A 22,521-nucleotide genomic window follows, 5' to 3' on the forward strand; every position below is an offset into this window, starting at 1 on the left:
CATGCTTAGATTGATATTAATGCGGTATTGATGGTGTTACTTACACTAAATGATCTCATTAGTTTACAAGCTCAGAAATTTTTTGAAGAAAAACAAAGGGAGCTTGGAATTTTAAGTTTTGCCCATTGTGAGGGTGGGAAACATCAATTATATCATCAAGCTAATAGTCTACCTGGTAATTTTCCAAGTTCGTCAGCAAATACGACTATAGCCCCAGCTACTAGCCACGAAAAGCCAAAGCTAAATAAACAGAACAGAAGCAGGAAGGAACTTTTGGAGGGTTTAAAGGTGGCTTTTTGGTTAATTCTTCCAAGTCTAAAGCATTTAATCTAAAGGAGAAGAAAGCGTTGGAATTAAAAAATAATTTTTCATGAGTTCAGTTACAAACAAAACTGCAATTAGTAAAGGCAGTCAAGTAACTAGTAGTACGACTGAACTGATTCAGTAAGGGTTTACAGTAGATTATTTTAATGGAATTTAACAGCAAATGTCGCCTGAGTGAGCAAACTTGAAACTTAACTTTTAGCGTTTAACCCATAACCCATATTCAAGCGACTATAGATTTAATTTGAACTTAAATTTCTATATTGCTAAGTTAATTTTGAATAAAAAACCCCCTATATTGGCTACGTTTCGTTTGGTATTGCAAATTAGAAATGGGATTAATACAAGCTCTAACACTATCATTTACTCAATTTAAAATATAAAATTAATCTCATTATGTTGAGGCCTGTTAATTTTGATTATTTTTTACTGAAGCAATTAGCTATAAAAATAATTCGATATTTGAAAGTATCGTTTTGTGCGAGAGGTTAGTTTTATAGTTTAAACCAAGGATTTCCATGAATTCACTGCTCTCTAAGAAAAGTTCTTTATCTAATTTAGACATTAATTTTAATTTAACAGCATATTATAGTGATCATATTAACAAGGATAAGCAAGAAGAATTAGCCTATATTATTAACCAGGTACATGATCTCTCTACTCTATCGACGGAATTGCGCCATAAATCCTTAAATCCTCTTTTATCCTATTATTTTGATAACGTACAAGCTAATATTGTACGTCCCTTTCAGCATTTATTTGCTAACGCTACGATATTAGAGATAGGAGCTCGCTTTGGCGTTATAACTCGGTATTTAGGAGAAAGTGGCGCAAATAAAGTGTTAGCTTTAGAAGAATCCTCTGAAAACGCAGAAATCATTAGGCTACGTACACACGATTTAAATAATGTCAAAGTAATAAACGAGCGATTTGAGCAGTTTAACTCAGACAGTAAGTTTGATGTTGTTATTTTAATTGGTATCTTGGAACATGCTAATAAGTTTATATCTGATAATGATCCTGTTTCTGCTTTAGTAAAGAAAGCGAGAAACATGCTAAAGCCACAAGGTAAGTTAATCATTGCCACTAAGAATAAATTTGCTTTTGACCCTTTGGTAGGAGGTGCAATAAAGCAAGAACAATTACAAACTTATACTCAATCACAATTAAATAGGATTTTACAAGAAAGAGGCTTTCTAAATAGGGAATTTTATATTCCTTTTCCTAACTACAGAGCGCCAATATTCGTTTTTACCGAAAATGCTTTTTATAATGCTGAATTCGATCCGGTAGCGCTAATTTCTTCTAAGGCATTTCAAAACCGATACCTGTTAGCTAATTGGAATAATTTATATGAAGAAACTTGGTCTTCCTTATTAGAAAATGGTTTAGCAATAAGCTTGGCTAACTCATTTTTGATTTTAGCTCATGTAGAGGATAATAAATTTCAGTCAAACACGCTTGCTTATTACTATAATACGCAGCGTGCCAAACCATTTTGTAGAGAAACAATATTTCTGAGCCACAGTGATATCGAAATTAAATCCCGATTAATGAACTTAGATTTGCATTCAACTTTATCAAAAAATAGATTATTACAATTTAATTTTATAAAAGAAGAAAAGTATATAAAAGGAAGGTTACTCTCTTCAGAGTTTACTAACTTTATAAGCAAAGATAATTGGACTTTTAAGGATGTTGGCTCTTTTTTAAAGTATTACTTAAATTTTGTATATTCACTATCTACTTGTAGTAAACCACAGGTAATTAATAGTATAAACACATTATTAAATGGCGACTGCTTTAATTTAATTCCGCAAAATATTGTCATTGATAGCAATGGTAAAGCGCACGCAATTAACAAAGAGTGGATTTGGAAAAATAAAATCCCAGTTGGTTATTTGCTTTTTCGTAGCTTACTCTCTTTAGTAAAAAGTATTTCTAAATTTGGACAAGTTAAAGGTTCTACCAATTGTACTAAGCTTGAGTTTTTTATAAAAGCCTACCGGGCAGCTGATTTTAATGTAAAAGAAAGTGATCTTAGTCAATATAGCGAATGGGAAGTTAAAGCCTTAAATGAAATAGAAGAGGCCAATTACACTATACATGATGTTTGGGCACCTGATGCTGTTCTAGAGATTAATAAACAAATTACATCACAAGAAAATCAAATTAATGACTTAGATAAAGTAATACTTTCCTATGAAAATGAAATTCACAACTTAAAATTTACTCTTGTTAATTATATGAGCCAGATTGACAGTGTTTTTAACTCGCTAAGCTGGCGTATAACAAAGCCTTTGCGGCTTTTAAAACAACGTGTATGTAGAATTAGAATAAGAAAGAAACAAGATCAAGAAAGCTTAGAAGCTGCTAAAGTAGAACATAGAAATTTAAATGAACATTCGTTGTTGCCAACAGAGAACGCACAATTAGTAGAGCGAGAAGTAGTCGATCAAGATTTTAAACAGGTTCATGACGAACAGTTAAATATTGAAGTATTTCACAAGCAATATTATTTAGAGTCTAATGCTGATGTAGCCAATGCTGCAATTGATCCTTATCAACATTACCAATTAGCTGGAAAAAAGGAAGGTCGGCTTGGTACTCCCTTTCTTTTTGTTGAAGGAAAACGCATATTAGAAGCAAACAAAGATACAGTTTTAATTGTAAGCCATGATGCTTCTCGAACAGGAGCCCCTATACTAGCTTTAAATTTATGTCAGGAGCTCGGTAAAGAATTTAATATTGTTACTTTATTTTTCAATGGTGGAAGTATTGTTAATGCTTTTGCAAATCATAGTAATAGGGTTATAGAAGTAAAACATCTAGGTAAGTCAGTTCCATTTTTAGGTGAATTAGTTAAATATCTTAAAGATAATTATAAGATTAAGTTTTGTATTGCAAATTCAATTGAATCCCACTGGATTATAAAACCTTTAGCTGATCATTTTATTCCTTCGGTCTTATTAGTGCATGAGTTTTACACTTATACTTTACCGCGCACAAAATTTATTAATGCACTTTTTTGGGCCAATATTACTGTATTTCCTACTAAAATTGTTCAGGAAAATGTTAATCATCCAAATCTTACGAGTATAATGAAAAGAACTTATGTACTGCCACAAGGCAAATGCCAAATTCCAGCAGAAGATAATCTTAGCAACCACACCTCTGAGACAACAAAAATTGCACAATTAAAAGAGTTAAAAAAAGCTAATGCATTTGTAGTATTAGGCGCAGGAAGTGTGCATTATCGTAAAGGTGTCGATCTATTTATCGCTACAGCTGCAGAGATAAAACGCTTATATCCCACTTATAATATTAATATGGTATGGGCTGGTGGCGGTTATAATGCAGAAGCTGACATTTCATATTCCTGCTATCTTGCAGAGCAAATTAAGCGTTCTGATTTAAGTAATACTTTTCAAATTATAGGAGAAGTTCAAGACTTAGAAGAATTATATTCAATTGCTGATGTCTTCTTTCTCTCGTCTCGACTTGATCCCCTGCCAAACGTGGCAATTGATACAATGATAAAAGGTATTCCTCTAATTTGTTTTGACAGGGGAAGTGGTATTGTAGAGTTTCTTGCAGAAAATGAAGAAACCAGGGAGTTTATTATTCCATATGCTAGCGTTAATGACGCAGTGAATAAAATTGTTAAACTTTTTAAGTCGCCGAAATACTATCAGTCAATATCAGAAAAAATAAAATTGCTAGCGCAAAAAAAATTTAGTTTTAAACAGTATACTTCTCAAATAATTAATCTAGTTGAAACTCAGATTAAAGTTACTGAGCAGGAAATCCTAGATTGCGCAACGCTAGAAAATTCAAGAGACTTTATTCATTACTTTTACTCCAGTGATAAAAAACGTACAGAAGCAATACGTAGCTATGTAAGATCGTGGCATCAAGGTATACATCAGCGTAAGCCTGCCCCTGGATTTAACCCGATAAAATATGCGAGAGATAACAATCTTCATAATACTCGTTTCGAGCCTTTCGCTCATTATATTAACTCAGGAAAGCCAGAAGGCCCATGGCAAGAAACTCTAATTAAGCCTATGAATATGCATATGCCAACTGGTCAAAGTTCTTTACGATGCGCTGTACATATCCATGCCTTTTATCCAGAATTATTATTAGATATACTAAAACGTCTGCAGAAAAATGTAGTAAGACCTGACTTATTTATTAGTATATCCAAAACAAACCGTGAAGATATAGATTCGGTTTTGTCAGGTTATGAGGGCGCTTATCAAATTAAGATTGTACCAAATCGAGGCAGAAATTTTGGGCCATTACTCACTGAGTTCGCAGAAGAATTACAAGCCTATGATATTATAGGACATTTTCATACCAAAAAAAGCTTAGACTTGCAAGAACCCCATTTTACAGAGAGATGGAATAACTTCATATTAGAAAATTTAGTTGGAGGCAGCCATTGTATGGGCGAGGTCATTCTTAATCAATTTGCACAACGCCCAGAACTAGGGCTTGTGTTTGCTGATGATCCCTATTTACTAGGCTGGGGTAAAAATAAACAATTTGCTGAGAGCTTAGCCCAGCAATTAAAAATATCTACCTTACCCACGGAAAAATTTAATTTTCCGGTTGGTTCTATGTTCTGGGCCAGACCTGATGCTTTAAAATCGTTATTTGATTTGAAATTTAATTGGAAAGATTACCCTAATGAACCTCTACCTTATGATGGTTCTATTTTACATACTATTGAACGTTTAATACCTAGTATTGTCTTAAGCCAAGGCTTTTGCCGGGCAGTTACTTTTGTTCCTGGAGTAACTCGTTGATAAGGGAAATAGTGTGAATAAGATTAAACTTAGATACTCTAACTTCTTTAAGATTTTTTGCAGATGCAATGATTATTATTGAACATGTCGCAGAAGAATTATAGCCTGTCTAAAGCAAGAGGCTTAAAAAAGTGAAGAATAGATAGATCAAGTTAAAATATAACGTGAATTACTTATAAATAAACAGTAGCGCTGGGAGATCATTATGTTTAAAGGCAATACTCATTTAATATCTGTCAGTGCTATAAGCTCAGATATTGATAATAAAAGAGCATTATTAACATTTACCGAATTTCAGAAGTAAGAGTAACTTCAATGAATTATTTTTGCGACTTAAAAAAATATCAGCTGCTTAAATGCCTCATTATAGGAGGCGGTGGATTTATAGGCTCACATTTAGTAGAGGCGTTAATTAACCAAGAGTACAAAGTTCGAGTTTTTAATCGATCTAGCAATTTACCTTTTACTGATGGATTGCTAAAAAAAATTGAGTTTATTCAAGGTGACTTTACTAACGAAGCAGCCCTTATCAATGCCCTAAACGACTGTGATGTTTGCTTTCATTTAATTTCAACAGTTTTACCAAAATCATCTAATATTGATCCTATTTATGATATTCAAACAAATTTAGTAGGAACAGTTAAACTATTAGACTATGCAGTGCAAGCAAGAATAAAGAAAATCGTTTTTTTATCTTCTGGTGGAACAGTTTATGGTTATCCTAAACAGTTGCCAATTGATGAAGATCATCCAACTAATCCATTATGTTCTTATGGTATTACAAAATTAGCAATTGAGAAATATTTAGAGCTTTATCATCAGCTTTATGGGTTAAAATATATCATACTGAGATTAGCTAACCCATTTGGTGAAAAGCAGCGAACTAATGCTAGCCAAGGTATTATACCCATTTTCTTAAAAAAGATATTACGTAACGAAAAAGTCGAAATTTGGGGGAATGGCTCTATTATTCGCGACTATATTTATATCTCTGATGTCGTTAATGCTTTAATTAAAACAATTCCTTATCAGGGAGCTGAGCGTATTTTTAATATTGGCTCTGGAGAAGGTAGAAGTATTAATGATATTTTAGAGGCAATTGAGTCGGCTTTAGGTCAGACTGTTAAAAAACATTTTACTACCGGAAGAGTATTCGATGTGCCCGCTAGTGTATTAGCAATAGATCGTGCCAAGCAGTTTTTAAATTGGCAACCCAAAATTTCTTTCAATGATGGACTTAAGTGTACAATAAATTGGTTAACCCATGAGATAGAAAGATACAAAGTTTATTAAAGCGTTTTTAGTCCTTAATGTGTAAATTACTAAATTTGGTTTAATTAAAAGAAAGACTTTTTTTAATTATTGAAGGTTACCTATATGAAAAATTATATTATTCAAATTAGTAAACTGACTACCTTTGCTATTTAACATTTATAAAGAGTATAAGATATGGAACTTGCAACCTTAGTCTTTAAAAATCGCAAGATACTAATTAATTTAATCAAAACAGATTTTAAGGATCGTTATCTAGGCAGCCACTTTGGAATAATTTGGGCTTTTATTCAGCCTTTGGTTATGATAGGTATTTATTGGTTCGTTTTTACATATGGTTTCCGCACTGGCGCGATATCAGATATTCCTTTCCTACTTTGGTTATTAGCCGGTATTGTGCCTTGGTTTTTAATTAGTGATGCTATTATTAGTTCAAGTAACTCAATTGTATCTCATTCCTTTCTTATAAAAAAAATTCTATTTGAAGCTAAATTGTTACCTATGATTAAGATAGGTTCAGCAGTATTAGTTAATTTATTTTTTTTGATTTTTTTAATTACGGTAAGCATAGCCTATGGCTACTATCCAACCTTATGGTGGTTGCAACTTGTTTATTATATGATATGTATAGTAGCAATTAGTTTATCCCTTAGTCTCTTCTTTTCTGCTATTATGCCTTTCTGGTCGGATATTGGGCAAATTATAACTATAATGTTTCAAGTTTTATTTTGGGCAACGCCAATTATGTGGAATAAGGATATGCTAATAAATAATTTACATTTTCAGTATATTATTAAGCTTAATCCATTTGCATATATCACTGAAGGTTTTAGAGATACAATAACGAATTCAGTGCCATTTTGGTACCATTATGAACAAATGATATTTTTCTGGTTTTTTGTAATTTTTAGTTTTTTAATAGGAAATGTAGCGTTTAATAAATTACGTCCACATTTTGCTGATGTATTGTGAGATAAGTATGGTTAACGATATTGCGATCAAAGTCAGCAACGTATCTAAGATTTATAAATTATATAATTCTCCTAGAGATCGGATGAAGGAAGCGTTAAATCCTTTCAAAAAAATATATCATAAAGAGTTTTATGCGCTAAATGATGTAAGCTTCGAAGTTAAAAAAGGAGAATGTGTCGGAATTTTAGGGAAAAATGGCGCAGGTAAATCGACATTACTAAAGATTATCACTGGTGTTTTAACTCCTAGTAAAGGAAATGTTAGAGTTAATGGACGTATCTCAGCACTCCTAGAACTTGGCGCTGGATTTAATCCTAACTATACAGGAATAGAAAATATTTATTTTCAAGGTAATTTACTAGGCCTAAGCAATAAACAGATTGAACCAAAAGTACAACAAATACTTAATTTTGCAGAAATAGGAGATTTTGCTAATCAACCAGTAAAGAATTATTCATCTGGTATGTTTGCTCGCTTAGCATTCGCTGTGTCTATTCATGTTGAACCAGATATTTTGATTGTTGATGAAGCATTGAGTGTAGGTGATGCGGCATTTCAAAGTAAATGTATCCGACAAATGATGAGCATTTTACAAAACGGTGCAACTGTCTTATTCGTAAGTCATGATATCCAAGCAATAAATAAATTTTGTACTAAAGCAATTTGGCTAAAAGATGGCGTAAAGTATATGGAAGGAAAAACTGAAAAGCTAACTGCTTCTTATATGTCTTATGCTACTTACGGATTGCTATCTGGAATAAATAATAGTAATTCAGAGGCATTAGTTGCCCAGACAGATTTTTTAAATAAAAAAAGCTTACTTGATAAATTAATTAGCACTGATGGTTTAGAAAGCTTTGGTGATAATAAGGGTAGAATCTTAAGAATAGGATTTTTTGATAAGGATGGAAATTTAACTAATGTGTTACGTCAAGGAGAGAAAGCTAAATTTATTTGTGAAATGATTGCTTTTGAGGATTTATATGACGTTGGAATCGGTGTCTTATTTAAAGATCGATTAAACACAGAAATTCTAACTTTTAATTCTTATATGTACAAAAATCCGCTAAATTTCATGGCCAAAGACACCAAATATATTACAATTATTAATTTTGAAGTACCCAAGCTGTTTCCAGGAGACTATACAGTAACAGTAGCCTTATCAACCGGAACACAACTAAATCATAATCAACATCATTGGATATACGTTGCTACAACAGTAAAAATAATCTCTAAGGATTTAATAGACGCATGCATAGTTAGCTTATATCAAAATGAAGTGGAGTACACTTATGAGCAAATATAATATTGATTTAGAGCTCCATCATAATAGTTCGCATGCAAAAATTTTAAACAAAATTCTGCCAGGTAGCCATGTATTAGAATTTGGGCCAGCTCATGGCGTTATGACGAAATACATGAAAGAAAAATTAAAATGTAAAATCTATGCAGTGGAATTAGACATAACAGCAGCCAATGATGCTAGGCAATATTGTGAAAAAATGCTAGTTGGAGATATTGAAAAATATACGTGGAAGAGTGAGTATGCAGATTTAAGGTTTGACTTTATTATTTTTGCTGATGTATTAGAACATTTATATTATCCTTGGCAAGTGCTTGCCGAAGTCAGACCTTTTCTCAATGAGAATGGAAAAATATTACTTTCTCTTCCTAATATTGCCAATAATGCAGTAATTATGGATTTAATAAGTGACAAATTTGAATATCGTTCAACAGGTTTATTAGATTGTACTCACCTTAGATTTTTTACCAAATCTAGTATTGAGAAAATGGTTAAAGAATGTGGATACAAGCCGATAAACATCGATGCAACATTCTTCAAACCACAATACACAGAATTTAAAAGATCTTATTTAGAATTTAACCTTGGTGTTATTAAGTGTTTAAGTGAAAAGCCAAATGGACACGTTTATCAATATATCTATGAGCTTGTTGACATTAATAATTTAAGCTTAAGCGAATGCCAGATAGAATCTCTTAAAGAACCCCTAAATATGGAAATTTTTTATGACACAGGTAATGATTTTAATCAGGAAGAAAGTATAACTATTTTAGCTCAAGGTAAACATACCTTAGAATTACCTAATTTTGAAGTTAAAAGACTACGCATTGATCCTAATAATAGCCCTGGGATTTTAAAGAAAACGGTCATACAGGTAATGGATAGTGAGGGAAATATTTATGACTGTAAAACGTTTCACTTAGCAGGTTTTGATTATTTTTTTGAGCAATATGCAATATGTTACGGCAGTGATCCACAAATAATTATTGACGTTCCAATTTCAAACCCAAAAAAAATAATTTTTGAGCTGGATTATCAAGAGATTTATTTTATGAAAGATACAATTAATAGCCTAGAGCTTATAGAGAAAATGGCTGGGTTAGAATCGTCAAGCTGAGGCATTAAAATATAATTATTTATGAACTTATATAGCTTAATCAGGCCGCGATTAACTCAAAAGACATAAGAGGAGGCTCCTTATCCCATAAACTAAGGACATAGCCACCACCGCCAGAGCCAGTTGGTTTAACTGCAAGGGCACCTTGGGTGAGGAGAAAGTTCATATGTTGAAATAGATTTTCACTTACTAATCTCCATGCCTTAAAGCATTCTCCACTCTCGTTTATTGCTTTAGTAAGTAATAAAAGAGATTCACTCGAACAATTTTCTAAGGCCTGTTTAGCTTTATTGACAGAGTTGTGCATGGCTTTATCAATATTTTTTGCAAAGCTTTCTTTTGTTTTCCATAAGTTGTTGACTTGATTAATACAGTGGGAGGTAATACCAACTTGACCACAAGAGGATAAATACCACTGTGGTTGCCAAGCTTGTTTAATTGCTATAGCTTGGCCTAGCTGGAAATAAGTACCTGTGGTTGCTGCAACGCCAATAATATCTAATCCACTGCTTTGCCCGTGAAATAAATTTTCTAAACTCTGTGCAAATTCTGCAATAGAGTTAGCTGCAAGAAGTTTCTGAGCGGCAAACCATCTTGCCATGGCGACACAAAGCGCAGCTGAGGCTCCCATGCCAACGCCGATAGGAATATTAGAATCAATATGAAAATGGCCAGTCAAGCGATTAAGGGAATTACCCAATAGATGCTGGCCACGCTCTAAAACACTCCAAAATAATAAATGCATATCATTGCCGCTGGCGCCTGAAAAATCAGCACTTAATTCGCTACTCGAAGGGCTGTAACTTAAGGTTAATTTTCTGCTTTTAATTGGAAATACTAAGGCGCCATGACCTCGTAAAACAGCATGTTCACCAGCAAGTATCCATTTACCATGGGTTGTGGTTACAAAATTACAAAACATCATAATTTCCGACTAAATAATCACGTTTAAATTGAAGGGCCATTTCTGTTTGCTCAGGCCTATATAATAAATGAATATTTGGGCCAGCATCCATTGTTACAATAGGACCATCACCATGCTGATCCCATAAAGTTTGTAAATTTTTTAGTACCAATTTAGTATTATCTGTTATATACGTAAACGGGTTATCACAGGTTATAAATAACTGGTGCATATCTTGAAACTCTTGCCAACAAATTTCAAAAGCTTTTTCCCATACTTTAGCCTTAAATGCTTCTATTAGGGCATTTAAATTTTGTCTAGCCCGCTCGGGGCGCTCCTGATAAAGAGGGCTTGTTTTAACTAATTGATGTGCCTGGCTTGAGGGAACATCTTTCTCCTGGTGACTAATAATAATCACTTGATGATAGAATTTAGTATAAGGAAGCTCAATATTGCTTACATTTTCCTCTTCCCAGAGTGCCCAGGGTGAAAAAAATGAGCGACAAGAAGATCCTGAACCTAGGCGACTTAATTGTGCTTGTTCAAGAACAGAAGGCAAAGGTATTTTTAAACAATCGCAAAGAGCACGAACTGCGCAAATTGTTAGAGCAGCGAAACTAGAAGCAGAACTAGCCAGCCCACTTCCATGGGGAAAGTTATTAGAAGAGCGCACAATAAAAGAGCCGGTATAGCCAAAGTGCTGTTTTAAGAAGTCTAGGTGTTTTAAAAAACGGGCTTGTGCCGGTTCTGAGAGAGTAAAAGGTAATGCGCCAGGAATGTGTAATGGCTCCCAAAAATCCTTTTTTCCTGGTTGAGTTTCTAAAGTCACGCTTGTCAGTAGGTTATTTAATGTGTAAGACAAAGATGGGTTCGCAGGTATATTGTGGGCATCATCCTTTTTACCCATATATTTAATCAATGCGATATTCGCAGGCGCTTGAGCAAACCACTGCATACATTTCCTCGTTATAGTTACCTTATAAGCTTAGCTTTAAAAATATAAAGAGACATAAAAATTAATGTCCAGGCGCATCATTCCAAAGAATTTTATGCAATTGTATCTGAAAGCGAACAGGTAGGCGGTCTTTAATAATCCAGTTAGCGAGCATAGTAGCATCTAATTCTTGCCAACTTGGCGAAAAAAGAATTTGGGCTTTTTCATGAAGCTGATATTCTTTTAAAAGGTTACAAGCCCACTCATAGTCTTCTTGACTGCATAAAACAAATTTAATCTGATCAGTTCTTTTTAAAAAATTTAAATTATCCAATAAGTTTTTATCGCACTCACCTGAATCAGGTGTTTTTAAATCCATAACGATATTAACGCGTTGATCAACATTAGTTATATGGCGTGCGCCGCTTGTTTCGAGAGAAACAGATAAGCCAGCATCACATAACTTTTTAAGTAAAGTAAAGCAATTAGGCTGGGCAAGGGGCTCTCCGCCTGTGACGCAGACATAAGGGCACTGAAAAGTAAGAACCTTTGCTATAATGGCATCAATTTCCATTAACTCACCACCATTAAACGCATAAGTAGTATCACAATACTGACATCGTAATGGGCAGCCTGTTAATCGAACAAACACAGTCGGTAACCCGACGGTGTTTGATTCCCCTTGTAATGAATGAAATATTTCCGTAATACGTAATTTAGTACTTGTGATCGTCATAATGTGCTGATGGATCTTAATTTTGCTGCAGCTAGCTCTGCTGTCGGTGTATCTGGATAATTTTTTACGACTTCTTGCAAGCGCTGGCGTGCTTCTATCTCTTGTCCGGATGCAGCTAACGCATAGCCAATTTTCAACAAGCAAGCAGCAGTTTTACTTGAGTTTGGAAATCGAGTTAAGACAGTTTCAAAATGAAAAATAGCACTAGAATAATTTTTTTTCACCATATAAAGCTCACCAAGCCAATAGTGAGCATTAGCAGTATAACCACCCTGCGGATATCTAGTTACAAAGTTTTGCATTGCAGCGAGTGCATCATCAAACTGTTTATTTTTTACTAAATCATAGGCAGCAAGATAGCTTATTTGTTCATCAGCAGGATTTCTATTTGCTGCAGTTAAGGAACCTTTAAATTCCAATCTTGCTTTAGACTGTTTTTCATAAGGTTTAACTATTGAAGTTTCTGCCTTCTTAGCGCCAATTTCATCAATGGATAACTCTGTTGCAGGTTTCATGTTGTTGATTATTTTAGTCGCTGCTGAAGTAGCAGCAGGGTTGGCTGACTTTAGCCTTGCATCAATATCTTTATAAAGAGTTAATTGTTGTTCCTGTAAGGTTTTTAAATTATGAGCTTGAACTTCTAGCTGACCACGTAATTCTTGTAATTCTTGTTGCAAGCCTTTTAATTTATCAAGTAATTCTACGTTAGTGCTATCATTGGTCATTTCATTATCTTGAGCAAGTGCAATTTCTGCTTCACTATCTTCTAGCTGAGCTTTGGCAACAGGCTGTTCTATAGCAGCCTGTCCATCATCAAGAATCGCAAAATTTTCACTATCATCCACAACAGGCGCTTCTGCTAAAGCGCAAAGCGGAAGAAGACAAGTAAAACAGATAATTAAAAAGCCCTTAGGCGATCTTATCATCGTGTTGCCTCATAAATAAATTCTACACGTCGATTTTGTGCATGAGATGCGTCATCGTGGCCAAAATTTGCAGGTCGCTCTTTGCCATAACTTACAATACGAATTTGCTGCCGATTAACACCTGCCATACGCATGAGTTCTGCAACCGTGTGCGCACGACGCTCACCTAATGCTACGTTGTACTCTCGGCTACCGCGTTCATCTGTATGTCCTGCTAATAATACACGGGCGCTGGGATGTGATTTTAAATAAGCCGATTGGGCATTTAAAGAGGCCATGTATTTTGGGTTGAAACTACTATCATCATAAGAGAAGAGATAGAGTTGGTTATGAGGAGCCTGAGTTGTATAGGATTCACCGGGTGCTTGGCCTGGAAAGCGAGTAAATTGACCTAAACCATGCGCGGCCATATCACCATCATCATAAGCCATCCCAACACCGTTAGGATTTTTTGAGCAGGATGCCAGCAGGACGATGCTTGCGGCCACGAGCCCCAATTTTGAAAACGATTTAGCTTTCATCCTTTTTCTCCTTTAGCAAATTTATTTTAAATAATATTAAATAGAAGTTTTGGAATATTAATCCTATAAGATAGCCACACGTAATGATGTTACTGGGCTTTTGTGCCTAATAAGATTGTTATTCCGAAACCGTACTCGCGCGCCGAAATGGCGGCTCATTGTACAATTGTTTTAACAACTTCGCTATGTTTAACTATCTATTTACTGTCATTTTTTGTATGAGTTACGACAAAGTCAGTCAATTGGGCTGTAAAAAGCTTTGTTGCCTGGTTTGCTGCAACAACACCTCCGTAAGGTGTATCTGATGGGCAGGTTACATGCTCACTAATTATTTCTGATGCAACAACTCGATTGTCGGGTACATGAGTTAATACTACTTTAACTGTTAAGTCAATACGGCTGGGCTTGGTCAAAAAGTTCTGTTCTAATTCAATTAACTGCGTATCAAGACGATAATCAGTATTTTCAGTAATGGGTGTCGATGTAACAACAGCGAAATAACCAGAACGTTGTAAGCTTTGTAAAATCAAAGGTAATAGCATGTCTGCTGGCGTATCTACCCAGGCATTATGAGCATAGGTACTTAGTTCAAAAGGTCTAGTAACATAACGCATGTCTTCGCTCTCGTACCCAGCTAGCGCTTCAGGTTGTGCAACTAAAATAGATAAATTTGCATGGTTAGTAAATTTTTTTTCGCTAAATGTATCTAATTTATATTCACTAGTAATCGTAGGCTTAACAGGTGAACAGGCTGTTAGTAGATAACATACACTTAAAATTAGAAGCGTAATTTTTCTCACATTTATTCTCCAGGACCTGGCTTGGGCCCAGTTGTACCCCTAATAATAACAGACGGATTTTGGCGAAGTTGTTTACTAACTTTTTCAAGGTTGGCAGCAATAGCATTTAAACGACGTACTAGTGCAAGTATGGGCGGTAGCGTTTGTTGAGAAATCTTATCAATGGTCGTTTTACCTGATTCCATCGTAGTAGTAATGCTCTGGCTTGCTTGGCTAACTTCAGTTGTTAATTTATTCATGCCCTGCTTTAAATCCCTAATCACTGTTGGGAATTGTTTACTCGTATCAGCCATATTCTTTAAGAAGACATTAGCGTGCTTTATACTATTGGTAATTTGTTGATTTTGTTTCGCTAAAGTGTCTGTAAATGATTCAATATTAGCCAATGATTTCTTTAAATTCGTTGCATTTTCTTTATCTAAAATTTCCTGTAATCGAATACTGACAGTATTAATATTTTCAGAAACATCTTTAATTACACTATCTAATTGTTTAAATAAAGAAGGTTTAGTCGGAATAATAGGATAGGGTTCGTGTGGTAACTTTTTTAAAGGTGTTAAGTCAGACGAACCAGCTGATAAGCCAACATAGGTATTTCCTGTGATTCCTTGTGTAATTAATGTTGCGGTTGTGCTGGTAGTAATAGGTGTTCCTTCGACAATATTTAAAAGTAATTTAACTTCTTGGGGATTTAGTTTGCTTAGTTCAATTGTAGCGACATTACCTACCTGAACACCATTGAATTTAACAGGTGAATCTAGACCTAAACCAGACACAGGTTCATGGATATATACAGCATATATATTGTATTTTTTCTTATCAAAGCCAACTGAAAGCCAAACACCTGCAATAACGAGTGCACTCGCTAAGAGAATAACAGCTAAGCCTACCATTGTGTAGTTGGTTTTTGCTTCCAAAAGTTACTCCAATACTAAGATATGAACTATTTAAGGTAATTTTATAAATTACAATCTAAACAGCTTAAAGCTTCTCAAAATAATCAGCAATCAATGGATGTTGATTTTCCATTAATTCATTAATAGGCGCAACTGATAGCACTTGGCCATCGCCAACAAAAGCAACCCTGTCTGTTATACGCTTTAATGATTCCATATCATGACTAACCATTACAACGGTTAAATTTAACGTATTACGTAAAAATAGAATTAAATCATCAAATAAACGAGCGCTGTGTGGATCTAAACCGGTAGTTGGTTCATCAAGGAATAATAATTCTGGATCCATGGCAATCGCTCGGGCTGCTGCTGCACGCCTTTGCATCCCACCACTTAATTCGGCAGGAAATTTTCCTGCCGCTTCTTTAGGTAAACCCACTAGAGCAATTTTCAGCATCACTAGCTCCTGCATAAATTGCGTATCTAGAGAGGTAAATTCTTTCATAGGAAACATTACATTTTCCAAAACAGTGATTGCTGAAAAGAGAGCACTATGCTGAAATAACATGCCCCATCGTTGGCGAATTCTAAAAGCATCATAGGGCGATAAGGTTGTTAAATCTTGGCCAAATATTTTCAGAGATCCTGCAGTAGGTTTAAGTAGCATAAGTAGACTTCTTAAAATAGTTGTCTTCCCGCTACCACTACCACCAATAATTGCTAAAATCTCACCTTGGTTGACTGTTAAATTAACATCTGAATGTACCCATTGCCCACCTAAATAATTTTTAAGGCCTTTAATTTCAATAATAGGTTCGGCCATTACAAATCCATCCAGCTATAAAGAACAGAATAGATGGCGTCTGCAACAATAATTAGAAACAAAGCTTGTACAACGCTCTTTGTCGTTTGCGTGCCAACACTATCGGCATTTGCTTGCACTAAAAAACCTTGAAAACATCCTACTAAAGATGTAATAAGTGCAAACGTAGGCGCCTTGTATAGTCCTAGTAATAGTTGTTTTAAGCCAACTGACTCTTTAAGACGTATTAAAAAATCGTAGTAGCTAATATTAAGCATCCATTTAGACATAAACATCGCGCCTAAAATACTAAAAAAATCAGACCAAAAAATTAATAAAGGGAACATAATAAGTAAAGCCACTACTTTAGGCACCACAAGAAGCTCAGTGGGTGATAATCCCATAGTCAATACAGCATCTAATTCCTCATTAATCTTCATGCTACCAATTTGCGCGGTAAATGCAGAACTCGTTCGTCCCGCAACGATAATGGCTGTAATTAATGGCGAAAATTCACGAAAAATAGCCATACCTGATAAATAAGCAATAAAGTTATTGGCGCCATAAGTCTGTAACTGTAAACCCATCTGGTAAGCTAAAACAACACCAATTAAAAAAGATAACAACGCAACAATAGGCAAGGCTTGTATACCAGAGGACTCCATATTAGAAACAATACTTGGAAATCTAAAACGCCGCCATTGCCCAAACGCAGCGAAGAGTTTTGCTGTTAAATCGCCAACAAGCGCGATAAAACCTGTAGCTTGATCTAACTTTTGTACACTCTCATAGCCTATACGATAAAGGAAACTCTTATGATGAGAAGGGGGTATTTTATAGGCAAGTATGTCTTTTTTATCTTCTACTAAATTTAGTAATGCTTCCTGCTGCTTAGAAAAGTCGACCAAAGTTACCGTTTTATTCTGTTCTTTTAAAGAATTAATGAAATCATGCAGTGCTAATGCGCCAGCACTATCAAAAGCATCAAGTTTAGCACCACTAATAACAATAGTATCAATATCAGCTTTACGACTTAAATGTCGTAGATTTCCTAATTCATCTAAGTAATTAATTGACCATGCCCCTTGACATTGATAGCACTTGTTTTCATCATCAAAGACAAGCCTAGCAGCTGGTTTTACCTTATTCATAATTATCATTATTATGGAAAATAGCCTAGGATAATACGAAATCCCTTTTTGCAGCAAAAATATTAATAAATTTTCTGTAAGGAATTAAGGGTGCTTTACTAGAGGTTGCTTTACTATGCAGGAATTTTCGCGGTTTAAACAAATCCCAATTTTATTATGGAATATTGATCCTGGCTATTTTAATCTCAAGCATGCGCTAAAAACGATCTTTGCAATTTTAATTACTTTATTTCTTCTTAATCAAGAAGCTTTTCTTACCAAGGTAATAGGGGGTTTAGTTTGCGGTTTCTCAATGCAGGGAATTGTTGCCAAATCTTACGTAGAGCGTATAGTCCAAGTAACCCTATTTAATATTATTTATTTTAGTTTGTTTCTTTTAGGCTTATATGTGCGTGACTTTTCTAATTTGAAAAGTATCGTCTTAATTTTTTTAGGTTTTGGAGTAAATTATATCCGCAGGTTTGATTTACAAACTAGCCTCGCGCCAATGATGATGTGGATACTTTGTTTTTTAGCAACAATTCTTCCTGTTAATACTACTCATGCTATAGTGCTACACATATATGGTGTTGTTATTGGTCTCTCGGTTTCAGCTCTGGCATTATTATTAGTATTTCCAGAAAGTTACACTCGATTGTTTGTTTATAATTCTAACCGTTTATTTCATCTACTTGCTTTAGGCATGTTAGATATTGAACGTTATCTCTTATCTAGAAGTTCAATGCGCCCTTTAGATGAAAAAAAATTTAATCAACTTAAATACCATTTAACCCGGCTTCTAGACACAAATCATGCGCTTGAGCAAACAGTAGCAGTGAATAAGCAGCAAAATAAAATTAATAATATTTTAACGCATCAATATGCTTTAATTCACGCTTATGTCTTAATGATTGAAGCCTATCGAATCCTAAAAATACATGGCTATCATTTGTCTAACTCAGTGCGTTCAGCTTTAGGTTCAATAAATAAGCAATTTAGCGAATTACTCGTTTCCTTGAAAATGCATAAAGATTACTCTATTTCTGGTGCTACAAAGCATATCTTAATGGATGACTTAACTGAAAAATTAAGCCAACAACAGTTTATTGAGCCAACTATTATCATGGCTTTATTAAATCTTAAGTTAAGTTTTAATTTATTTAATCAGCATATTGCTCAATTAGTGCGAGCCAATGATGAAACTTAGAAATACAACTAAACGTGGCTGTCAGGCAGCTATTGCAATTGCAATAGCAGAGTTATTAACCTACCTCTTTCAATTAGAAAGAGGTTATTGGGTAACAATAACAGCAATGGCTTTAACTATGCACACTTGGGGAGACAGTCTAAGGCGCTCTCTTGAGCGGGTCAGTATGACTATTTTAGGCGGCTGTGTCGGCACTATTTTATATTGGATTATCCCGTCAAATCATACTTTTATTTTATTAATTATGTTGGCTTTCGTTTTCTTCACGGTCTATCTATTTTCTATTTATCATTTAATAGGTATTTTCGCTTTAACAGGTGTTGTCGTTTTTCTGTTTGCTATGTTAGGGGAGTGGGATTTAATTTTACTTCGCGATAGAATTTTAGATACCGCTCTAGGCGCCGGTATTGCTATTTTAGTAAGTCGATTTTTTCTGCCCGTTAAAGCCAATATAACCGATATCTTTGTAAGTCATATTGAGCAAATTCAAATGGCGCTAGATTTAGCGTTTCAAGAGGGGATGCAAAATGATCCCATTATAGCCACTCAGCGCCTACATGCTGATTTTCAAAAATTGCGTAATAATGCTTTAACTATTAGCTATGAATTTTTGTTTCATCGTATTACCCGACGGGATTTCTGTGTTTTGATGACTGAATCTTCCTTTTGTATTCAATATGCTGTAGGCCTCATTGAGGCATATCGCTGGATTGCTCCTTATCTAACAAAAGAAGAGCGTGAACGTATTATTTTTCCTATTGAAGCAACACATGCTAATTTAACAACTTTAAAAAAGCGATTAAAAAGAGAAGACTATGGCCCTATGTTACCTCCTACCAACTTAATGGATCTGTTTAATAAAGCAATTAATGATGATCCAGAGCGTTTTTCTTCACTAGATAACAAGGCCTTAGGTTTCTTTAATTTAATGTACTTCTTTACCAGATTAAATACTCGATTAAACGATATTTACTACTTATTAAGTAAGATAAGATAAATTTTCCATAAATTATAATCTAATGATACTTCACCTATTAAAACCTTAGTATTCAAGGTCACATTTTAGATAAAAATATAGGTAACGTAGAAATTAACAGTCTTATCATAATTGATTATCTGTAGAAACTTCTTTTAATAGAAATAAATCAATTCATTCTAGAGATGAGCCACGAGCTAAACGAAAACGTTTTCGTATACTAGCTTTATCCCAACGCTTACCTAATGAGCAAAGTATTCAAACATCTTATCGGCACTTTAATCATATTATATTTCTTGAAAATGCTGTGATAAAGCTTGCAGTGAGAATAATTGTTCACTTATTAAATCTATCCATTACCAAATCAGCAAGATGTACTGCATTTTGATAGAAATTTTTATAAATCTGAATGGTGAGATAAGCTTGTTATTGGTGTTGAACTATTGAATTGAATCTGCCCTAGGTAGGTTAAAATCGCTATACAACCATACTAATTTGCATACAGCAAAGGAACTTATTAAGCATTTTAAAACTTAATGCATAAGCTCATTATTATCTTTTTGTTTAGCCTATGTTTCTAAATTTAGTTTCTATATTACTGTAAAGTTTCTACTGTGAGCTTCCTTCCAGGGTCGCTCAACTTCTATTAACTCATAGATATAATATAGATTTGACTAATCTTTCATAAACTAAAATCTATATCTACTTACCTTCCTGTAATAACTTTTAAAAGTATTAATAACTATCTTATGTGCCTAGATAAGTCTTATTGATAGCTTCATCTTCCTCTTTTAAAGCATCTAAATTTGCCTGATTAGGATTTTCTAACATTTTTTTTGTTAAAGTGCTAAAAAAAGCTAATCTTTTTTCCATCTCTTCTCTTCTATTTAGTTTTTTTTCATCTAATGAAACAGACGCATTCTCTAAACTAACCTTATTCTCCCTATTAGAGTTTGTGGATTTCATCCTAGTACTCCTTTATTTCAATATAAGAATAAATCAACTTAGCTAATGTATATTAATAGAGATTAAAAAAAAAGCTGTATTTTTTAGCTTCTATGGAAATTTATTATTCATCTTCGCATCGTCACTGCTGAAGCGGCCAGTTCAGAAACTATCCTGGTTAGAATACTTAAAAAAGTAGCTCGAAGATATTAGAAAGATACCAAATAAAAGCAATTTATAAACTTTAAGCTAAATTAAATTGCAAAATGTTCTTTTAAATTTAAGGAAAATTTTCGATAGATATATAAGTTCGCTCTACAAAATAAAACAATTGCATTTAAGTTACACAATTAATAATATTTTTAAGTTTATTTAATTAAAAATAATCAAAAAGCTTAATTTTTTCTTAATTTTTTTCTGTTAAGTTAATTTATACACAATAACATAGATAAAAATAAATTTAGGTCGAGTTTTTATGTTTCCATCAATAAGAAATGCAATATATGCAAAAAGTATAATAAAAGAAAAAAATTCTGCGCCTGCGCTAAGTCAGCATATAAAATCAATGTTTCCTAGTTCTTCTCCAACACGAAAGATTACAATGTTTGATAAAAAGTATGCTCAGCTTATTGCTAACGCTGCTAGATTAGAAGGAATTGAACAACAAAAATACCAACAAGAGTTATCTAATTATTATAAAGTAAAGTCAGAGCTTGAGAAACAACCTAAAGATTTAAAACATAGTCAAAAAAACACAAGCATGGATTTTAATTTAAGGTTTGAAAACCAATTTAGAAGCATGCAGGTTAAAGAAACTACAGATATACCTTCTAATTTAGAGTCTGAAAATCAATCTAAGAAAGTCATGAGTATGACCCCTACTGAAGCCGCAAGTAAGGTTCTAGATACATCCTTGTCTAGAGCAAGACCCTATTTAGGAAACTTAGCCAAGTTTACAGAATATCCGATTAAAGCTTATGCACGTACGAAATTAGAGCACATATTTACGTTCCTTGCAGAAGATGGGCGTGTTAGCGTAAATACTGTAAATAACCTCTCATCTTACGCTTTACAGTTACTTTGTTTACTAGCTTTGATGTTTCTTTGGGAAAAGCAAAGGAATCAAAAGGAGAAAATAAGAAATCTTGAGAGTGATCTTGAAGAACTTGATGAAAAATATAATACAGATGTACTTATTCACAAAGAGCTCCGAGAAAAAATTATAAAAAAGAGTGAAAAATTACTTAAATATAAGCAGGAAATAACTAAGTACGAAAATGTTCTTTCTAAGATTAAAGAAGCACGGGCTGCAAATGAGAAGCAAACAGGGTTGGAACTGGTTAAGGAATGTGTTAGTTCTTTTATGTATAGTTTAGATGAACGTCAATGGAAACAGGTTCAGTCTTATTTAAATAAACAGCATGATGCTGCTGCAGACCAAACAATTAGGGAGCTTGAAAAAGCAGGAAGAATACATTCTTTAGTTATTAAAGCTGAAGATAAACTAGATGATTTAAGTAAAAAAATAGATAAAGTTGAAGAGGAAATATCTAAACTTGTATCAGAAGCGAGTCTGTATGCTAAGCATCTAGAATATACTGGCCTAAAGCATGATGAAAAGGTAGCAAAATTAAAGAATACATGGGGGTGCACGTTTTTTAGTCATTATAAGGAAGCAAAAGAAAACCATGATTTAAAATATTATAAGCAAATTTTTTCATCTGGGCCTAGGTCTGATATATGAAATAATTATAGCTAAAAGATTCTGATGGCTATTTATCAATTCTAAGCTATTATTCCTCCAAAATACTGCGCAGCTCAGCCTCTCGAAATAATGCTACAGTCTTTGATGTTAAAAATTTAATAGAAGAGGATAAATTGTTTAAGAAAGCGTGATCGGAAAAAGATTTTCTTTCAAGAGGCACAGTTGGATATCAGAGGA

General features: G+C 33.9%; 19 protein-coding genes. 9 read left to right on the forward strand and 10 right to left on the reverse strand.

The features are described 5' to 3' along the window. Positions 1–30 precede the first annotated feature (30 nt). The 6 genes from ACQUW5_RS12905 (at position 31) to ACQUW5_RS12930 (ending at position 9,802) form a co-directional block, all read left to right on the forward strand. Complete coding sequence (locus tag ACQUW5_RS12905) at positions 31–333, forward strand: hypothetical protein (RefSeq protein ID WP_444991674.1); 303 nt, start codon at positions 31–33, stop codon at positions 331–333. Positions 334–842: 509 nt separating this feature from the next. Next, positions 843–5,138 (forward strand): rhamnan synthesis F family protein, encoded by a 4,296-nt coding sequence (locus ACQUW5_RS12910; RefSeq protein ID WP_444991675.1) that lies wholly within the window; start codon positions 843–845, stop codon positions 5,136–5,138. A 315-nt stretch (positions 5,139–5,453) separates the two neighbouring features. After that, the gene (locus ACQUW5_RS12915; RefSeq protein ID WP_444991676.1) at positions 5,454–6,431 is read left to right on the forward strand and encodes an NAD-dependent epimerase/dehydratase family protein; all 978 of its coding nucleotides are present in this window, start codon (positions 5,454–5,456) and stop codon (positions 6,429–6,431) included. Between the two features lie 156 nt (positions 6,432–6,587). Continuing rightward, a complete protein-coding gene (locus ACQUW5_RS12920) occupies positions 6,588–7,382 on the forward strand; it encodes an ABC transporter permease (RefSeq protein WP_444991677.1) in 795 nt (264 codons plus the stop codon). A 7-nt stretch (positions 7,383–7,389) separates the two neighbouring features. Further along, positions 7,390–8,688, forward strand: coding sequence for an ABC transporter ATP-binding protein (locus tag ACQUW5_RS12925; protein ID WP_444991678.1), 1,299 nt, complete (start codon positions 7,390–7,392; stop codon positions 8,686–8,688). After that, positions 8,675–9,802 (forward strand): class I SAM-dependent methyltransferase, encoded by a 1,128-nt coding sequence (locus ACQUW5_RS12930; protein ID WP_444991679.1) that lies wholly within the window; start codon positions 8,675–8,677, stop codon positions 9,800–9,802. The genes ACQUW5_RS12925 and ACQUW5_RS12930 overlap by 14 nt, the downstream gene beginning before the upstream one ends. 40 nt (positions 9,803–9,842) lie before the next feature. Here the strand turns inward: ACQUW5_RS12930 and ACQUW5_RS12935 are convergent, their stop codons facing one another. From ACQUW5_RS12935 to ACQUW5_RS12975, 9 genes are all read right to left on the reverse strand, one after another. After that, positions 9,843–10,724 carry a mevalonate kinase family protein gene (locus tag ACQUW5_RS12935; protein WP_444991705.1) on the reverse strand — a complete coding sequence of 294 codons (882 nt, stop codon included), beginning with the start codon at positions 10,722–10,724 and terminating at the stop codon, positions 9,843–9,845. Beyond that, positions 10,714–11,661: a diphosphomevalonate decarboxylase gene (locus tag ACQUW5_RS12940; protein WP_444991680.1), complete on the reverse strand. Its 948-nt coding sequence runs from the start codon at positions 11,659–11,661 to the stop codon at positions 10,714–10,716. Before ACQUW5_RS12940 ends, ACQUW5_RS12935 begins: the two co-directional genes overlap by 11 nt. Before the next feature lie 61 nt (positions 11,662–11,722). Then, a complete protein-coding gene (gene queE, locus ACQUW5_RS12945) occupies positions 11,723–12,376 on the reverse strand; it encodes a 7-carboxy-7-deazaguanine synthase QueE (protein ID WP_444991681.1) in 654 nt (217 codons plus the stop codon). Continuing rightward, positions 12,373–13,302, reverse strand: coding sequence for a tol-pal system protein YbgF (gene ybgF / locus ACQUW5_RS12950; RefSeq protein WP_444991682.1), 930 nt, complete (start codon positions 13,300–13,302; stop codon positions 12,373–12,375). The genes queE and ybgF overlap by 4 nt, the downstream gene beginning before the upstream one ends. Beyond that, positions 13,299–13,823 (reverse strand): peptidoglycan-associated lipoprotein Pal, encoded by a 525-nt coding sequence (gene pal, locus ACQUW5_RS12955; RefSeq protein WP_444991683.1) that lies wholly within the window; start codon positions 13,821–13,823, stop codon positions 13,299–13,301. Before pal ends, ybgF begins: the two co-directional genes overlap by 4 nt. 197 nt (positions 13,824–14,020) lie before the next feature. Beyond that, positions 14,021–14,623 (reverse strand): ABC-type transport auxiliary lipoprotein family protein, encoded by a 603-nt coding sequence (locus tag ACQUW5_RS12960; protein WP_444991684.1) that lies wholly within the window; start codon positions 14,621–14,623, stop codon positions 14,021–14,023. Between the two features lie 2 nt (positions 14,624–14,625). Continuing rightward, entirely contained in the window at positions 14,626–15,540 is a 915-nt protein-coding gene (locus tag ACQUW5_RS12965; RefSeq protein WP_444991685.1) for an MlaD family protein, read from the reverse strand. A 64-nt stretch (positions 15,541–15,604) separates the two neighbouring features. Beyond that, a complete protein-coding gene (locus tag ACQUW5_RS12970; protein WP_444991686.1) occupies positions 15,605–16,342 on the reverse strand; it encodes an ABC transporter ATP-binding protein in 738 nt (245 codons plus the stop codon). Beyond that, on the reverse strand, positions 16,342–17,472 hold the full coding sequence (locus ACQUW5_RS12975) for an MlaE family ABC transporter permease (RefSeq protein ID WP_444991687.1): 1,131 nt from the start codon (positions 17,470–17,472) through the stop codon (positions 16,342–16,344). The genes ACQUW5_RS12970 and ACQUW5_RS12975 overlap by 1 nt, the downstream gene beginning before the upstream one ends. Positions 17,473–17,587: 115 nt before the next feature. Between ACQUW5_RS12975 and ACQUW5_RS12980 the strand changes: the two genes are divergently transcribed. Both ACQUW5_RS12980 and ACQUW5_RS12985 read left to right on the forward strand, forming a co-directional pair. Then, complete coding sequence (locus tag ACQUW5_RS12980; protein ID WP_444991688.1) at positions 17,588–18,658, forward strand: hypothetical protein; 1,071 nt, start codon at positions 17,588–17,590, stop codon at positions 18,656–18,658. Next, positions 18,645–19,655, forward strand: a complete 1,011-nt coding sequence (locus ACQUW5_RS12985) for an FUSC family protein (RefSeq protein WP_444991689.1) — start codon at positions 18,645–18,647, stop codon at positions 19,653–19,655. Before ACQUW5_RS12980 ends, ACQUW5_RS12985 begins: the two co-directional genes overlap by 14 nt. A 726-nt stretch (positions 19,656–20,381) precedes the next feature. Here ACQUW5_RS12985 and ACQUW5_RS12990 read toward each other — a convergent pair. After that, positions 20,382–20,600 carry a hypothetical protein gene (locus tag ACQUW5_RS12990; protein ID WP_444991690.1) on the reverse strand — a complete coding sequence of 73 codons (219 nt, stop codon included), beginning with the start codon at positions 20,598–20,600 and terminating at the stop codon, positions 20,382–20,384. Between the two features lie 454 nt (positions 20,601–21,054). Here ACQUW5_RS12990 and ACQUW5_RS12995 point away from each other — a divergent pair, with 454 nt between their 5' ends. Next, on the forward strand, positions 21,055–22,323 hold the full coding sequence (locus ACQUW5_RS12995; protein WP_444991691.1) for a hypothetical protein: 1,269 nt from the start codon (positions 21,055–21,057) through the stop codon (positions 22,321–22,323). Positions 22,324–22,521 lie beyond the last annotated feature (198 nt).

The organism is Legionella pelazae, from assembly GCF_052527395.1.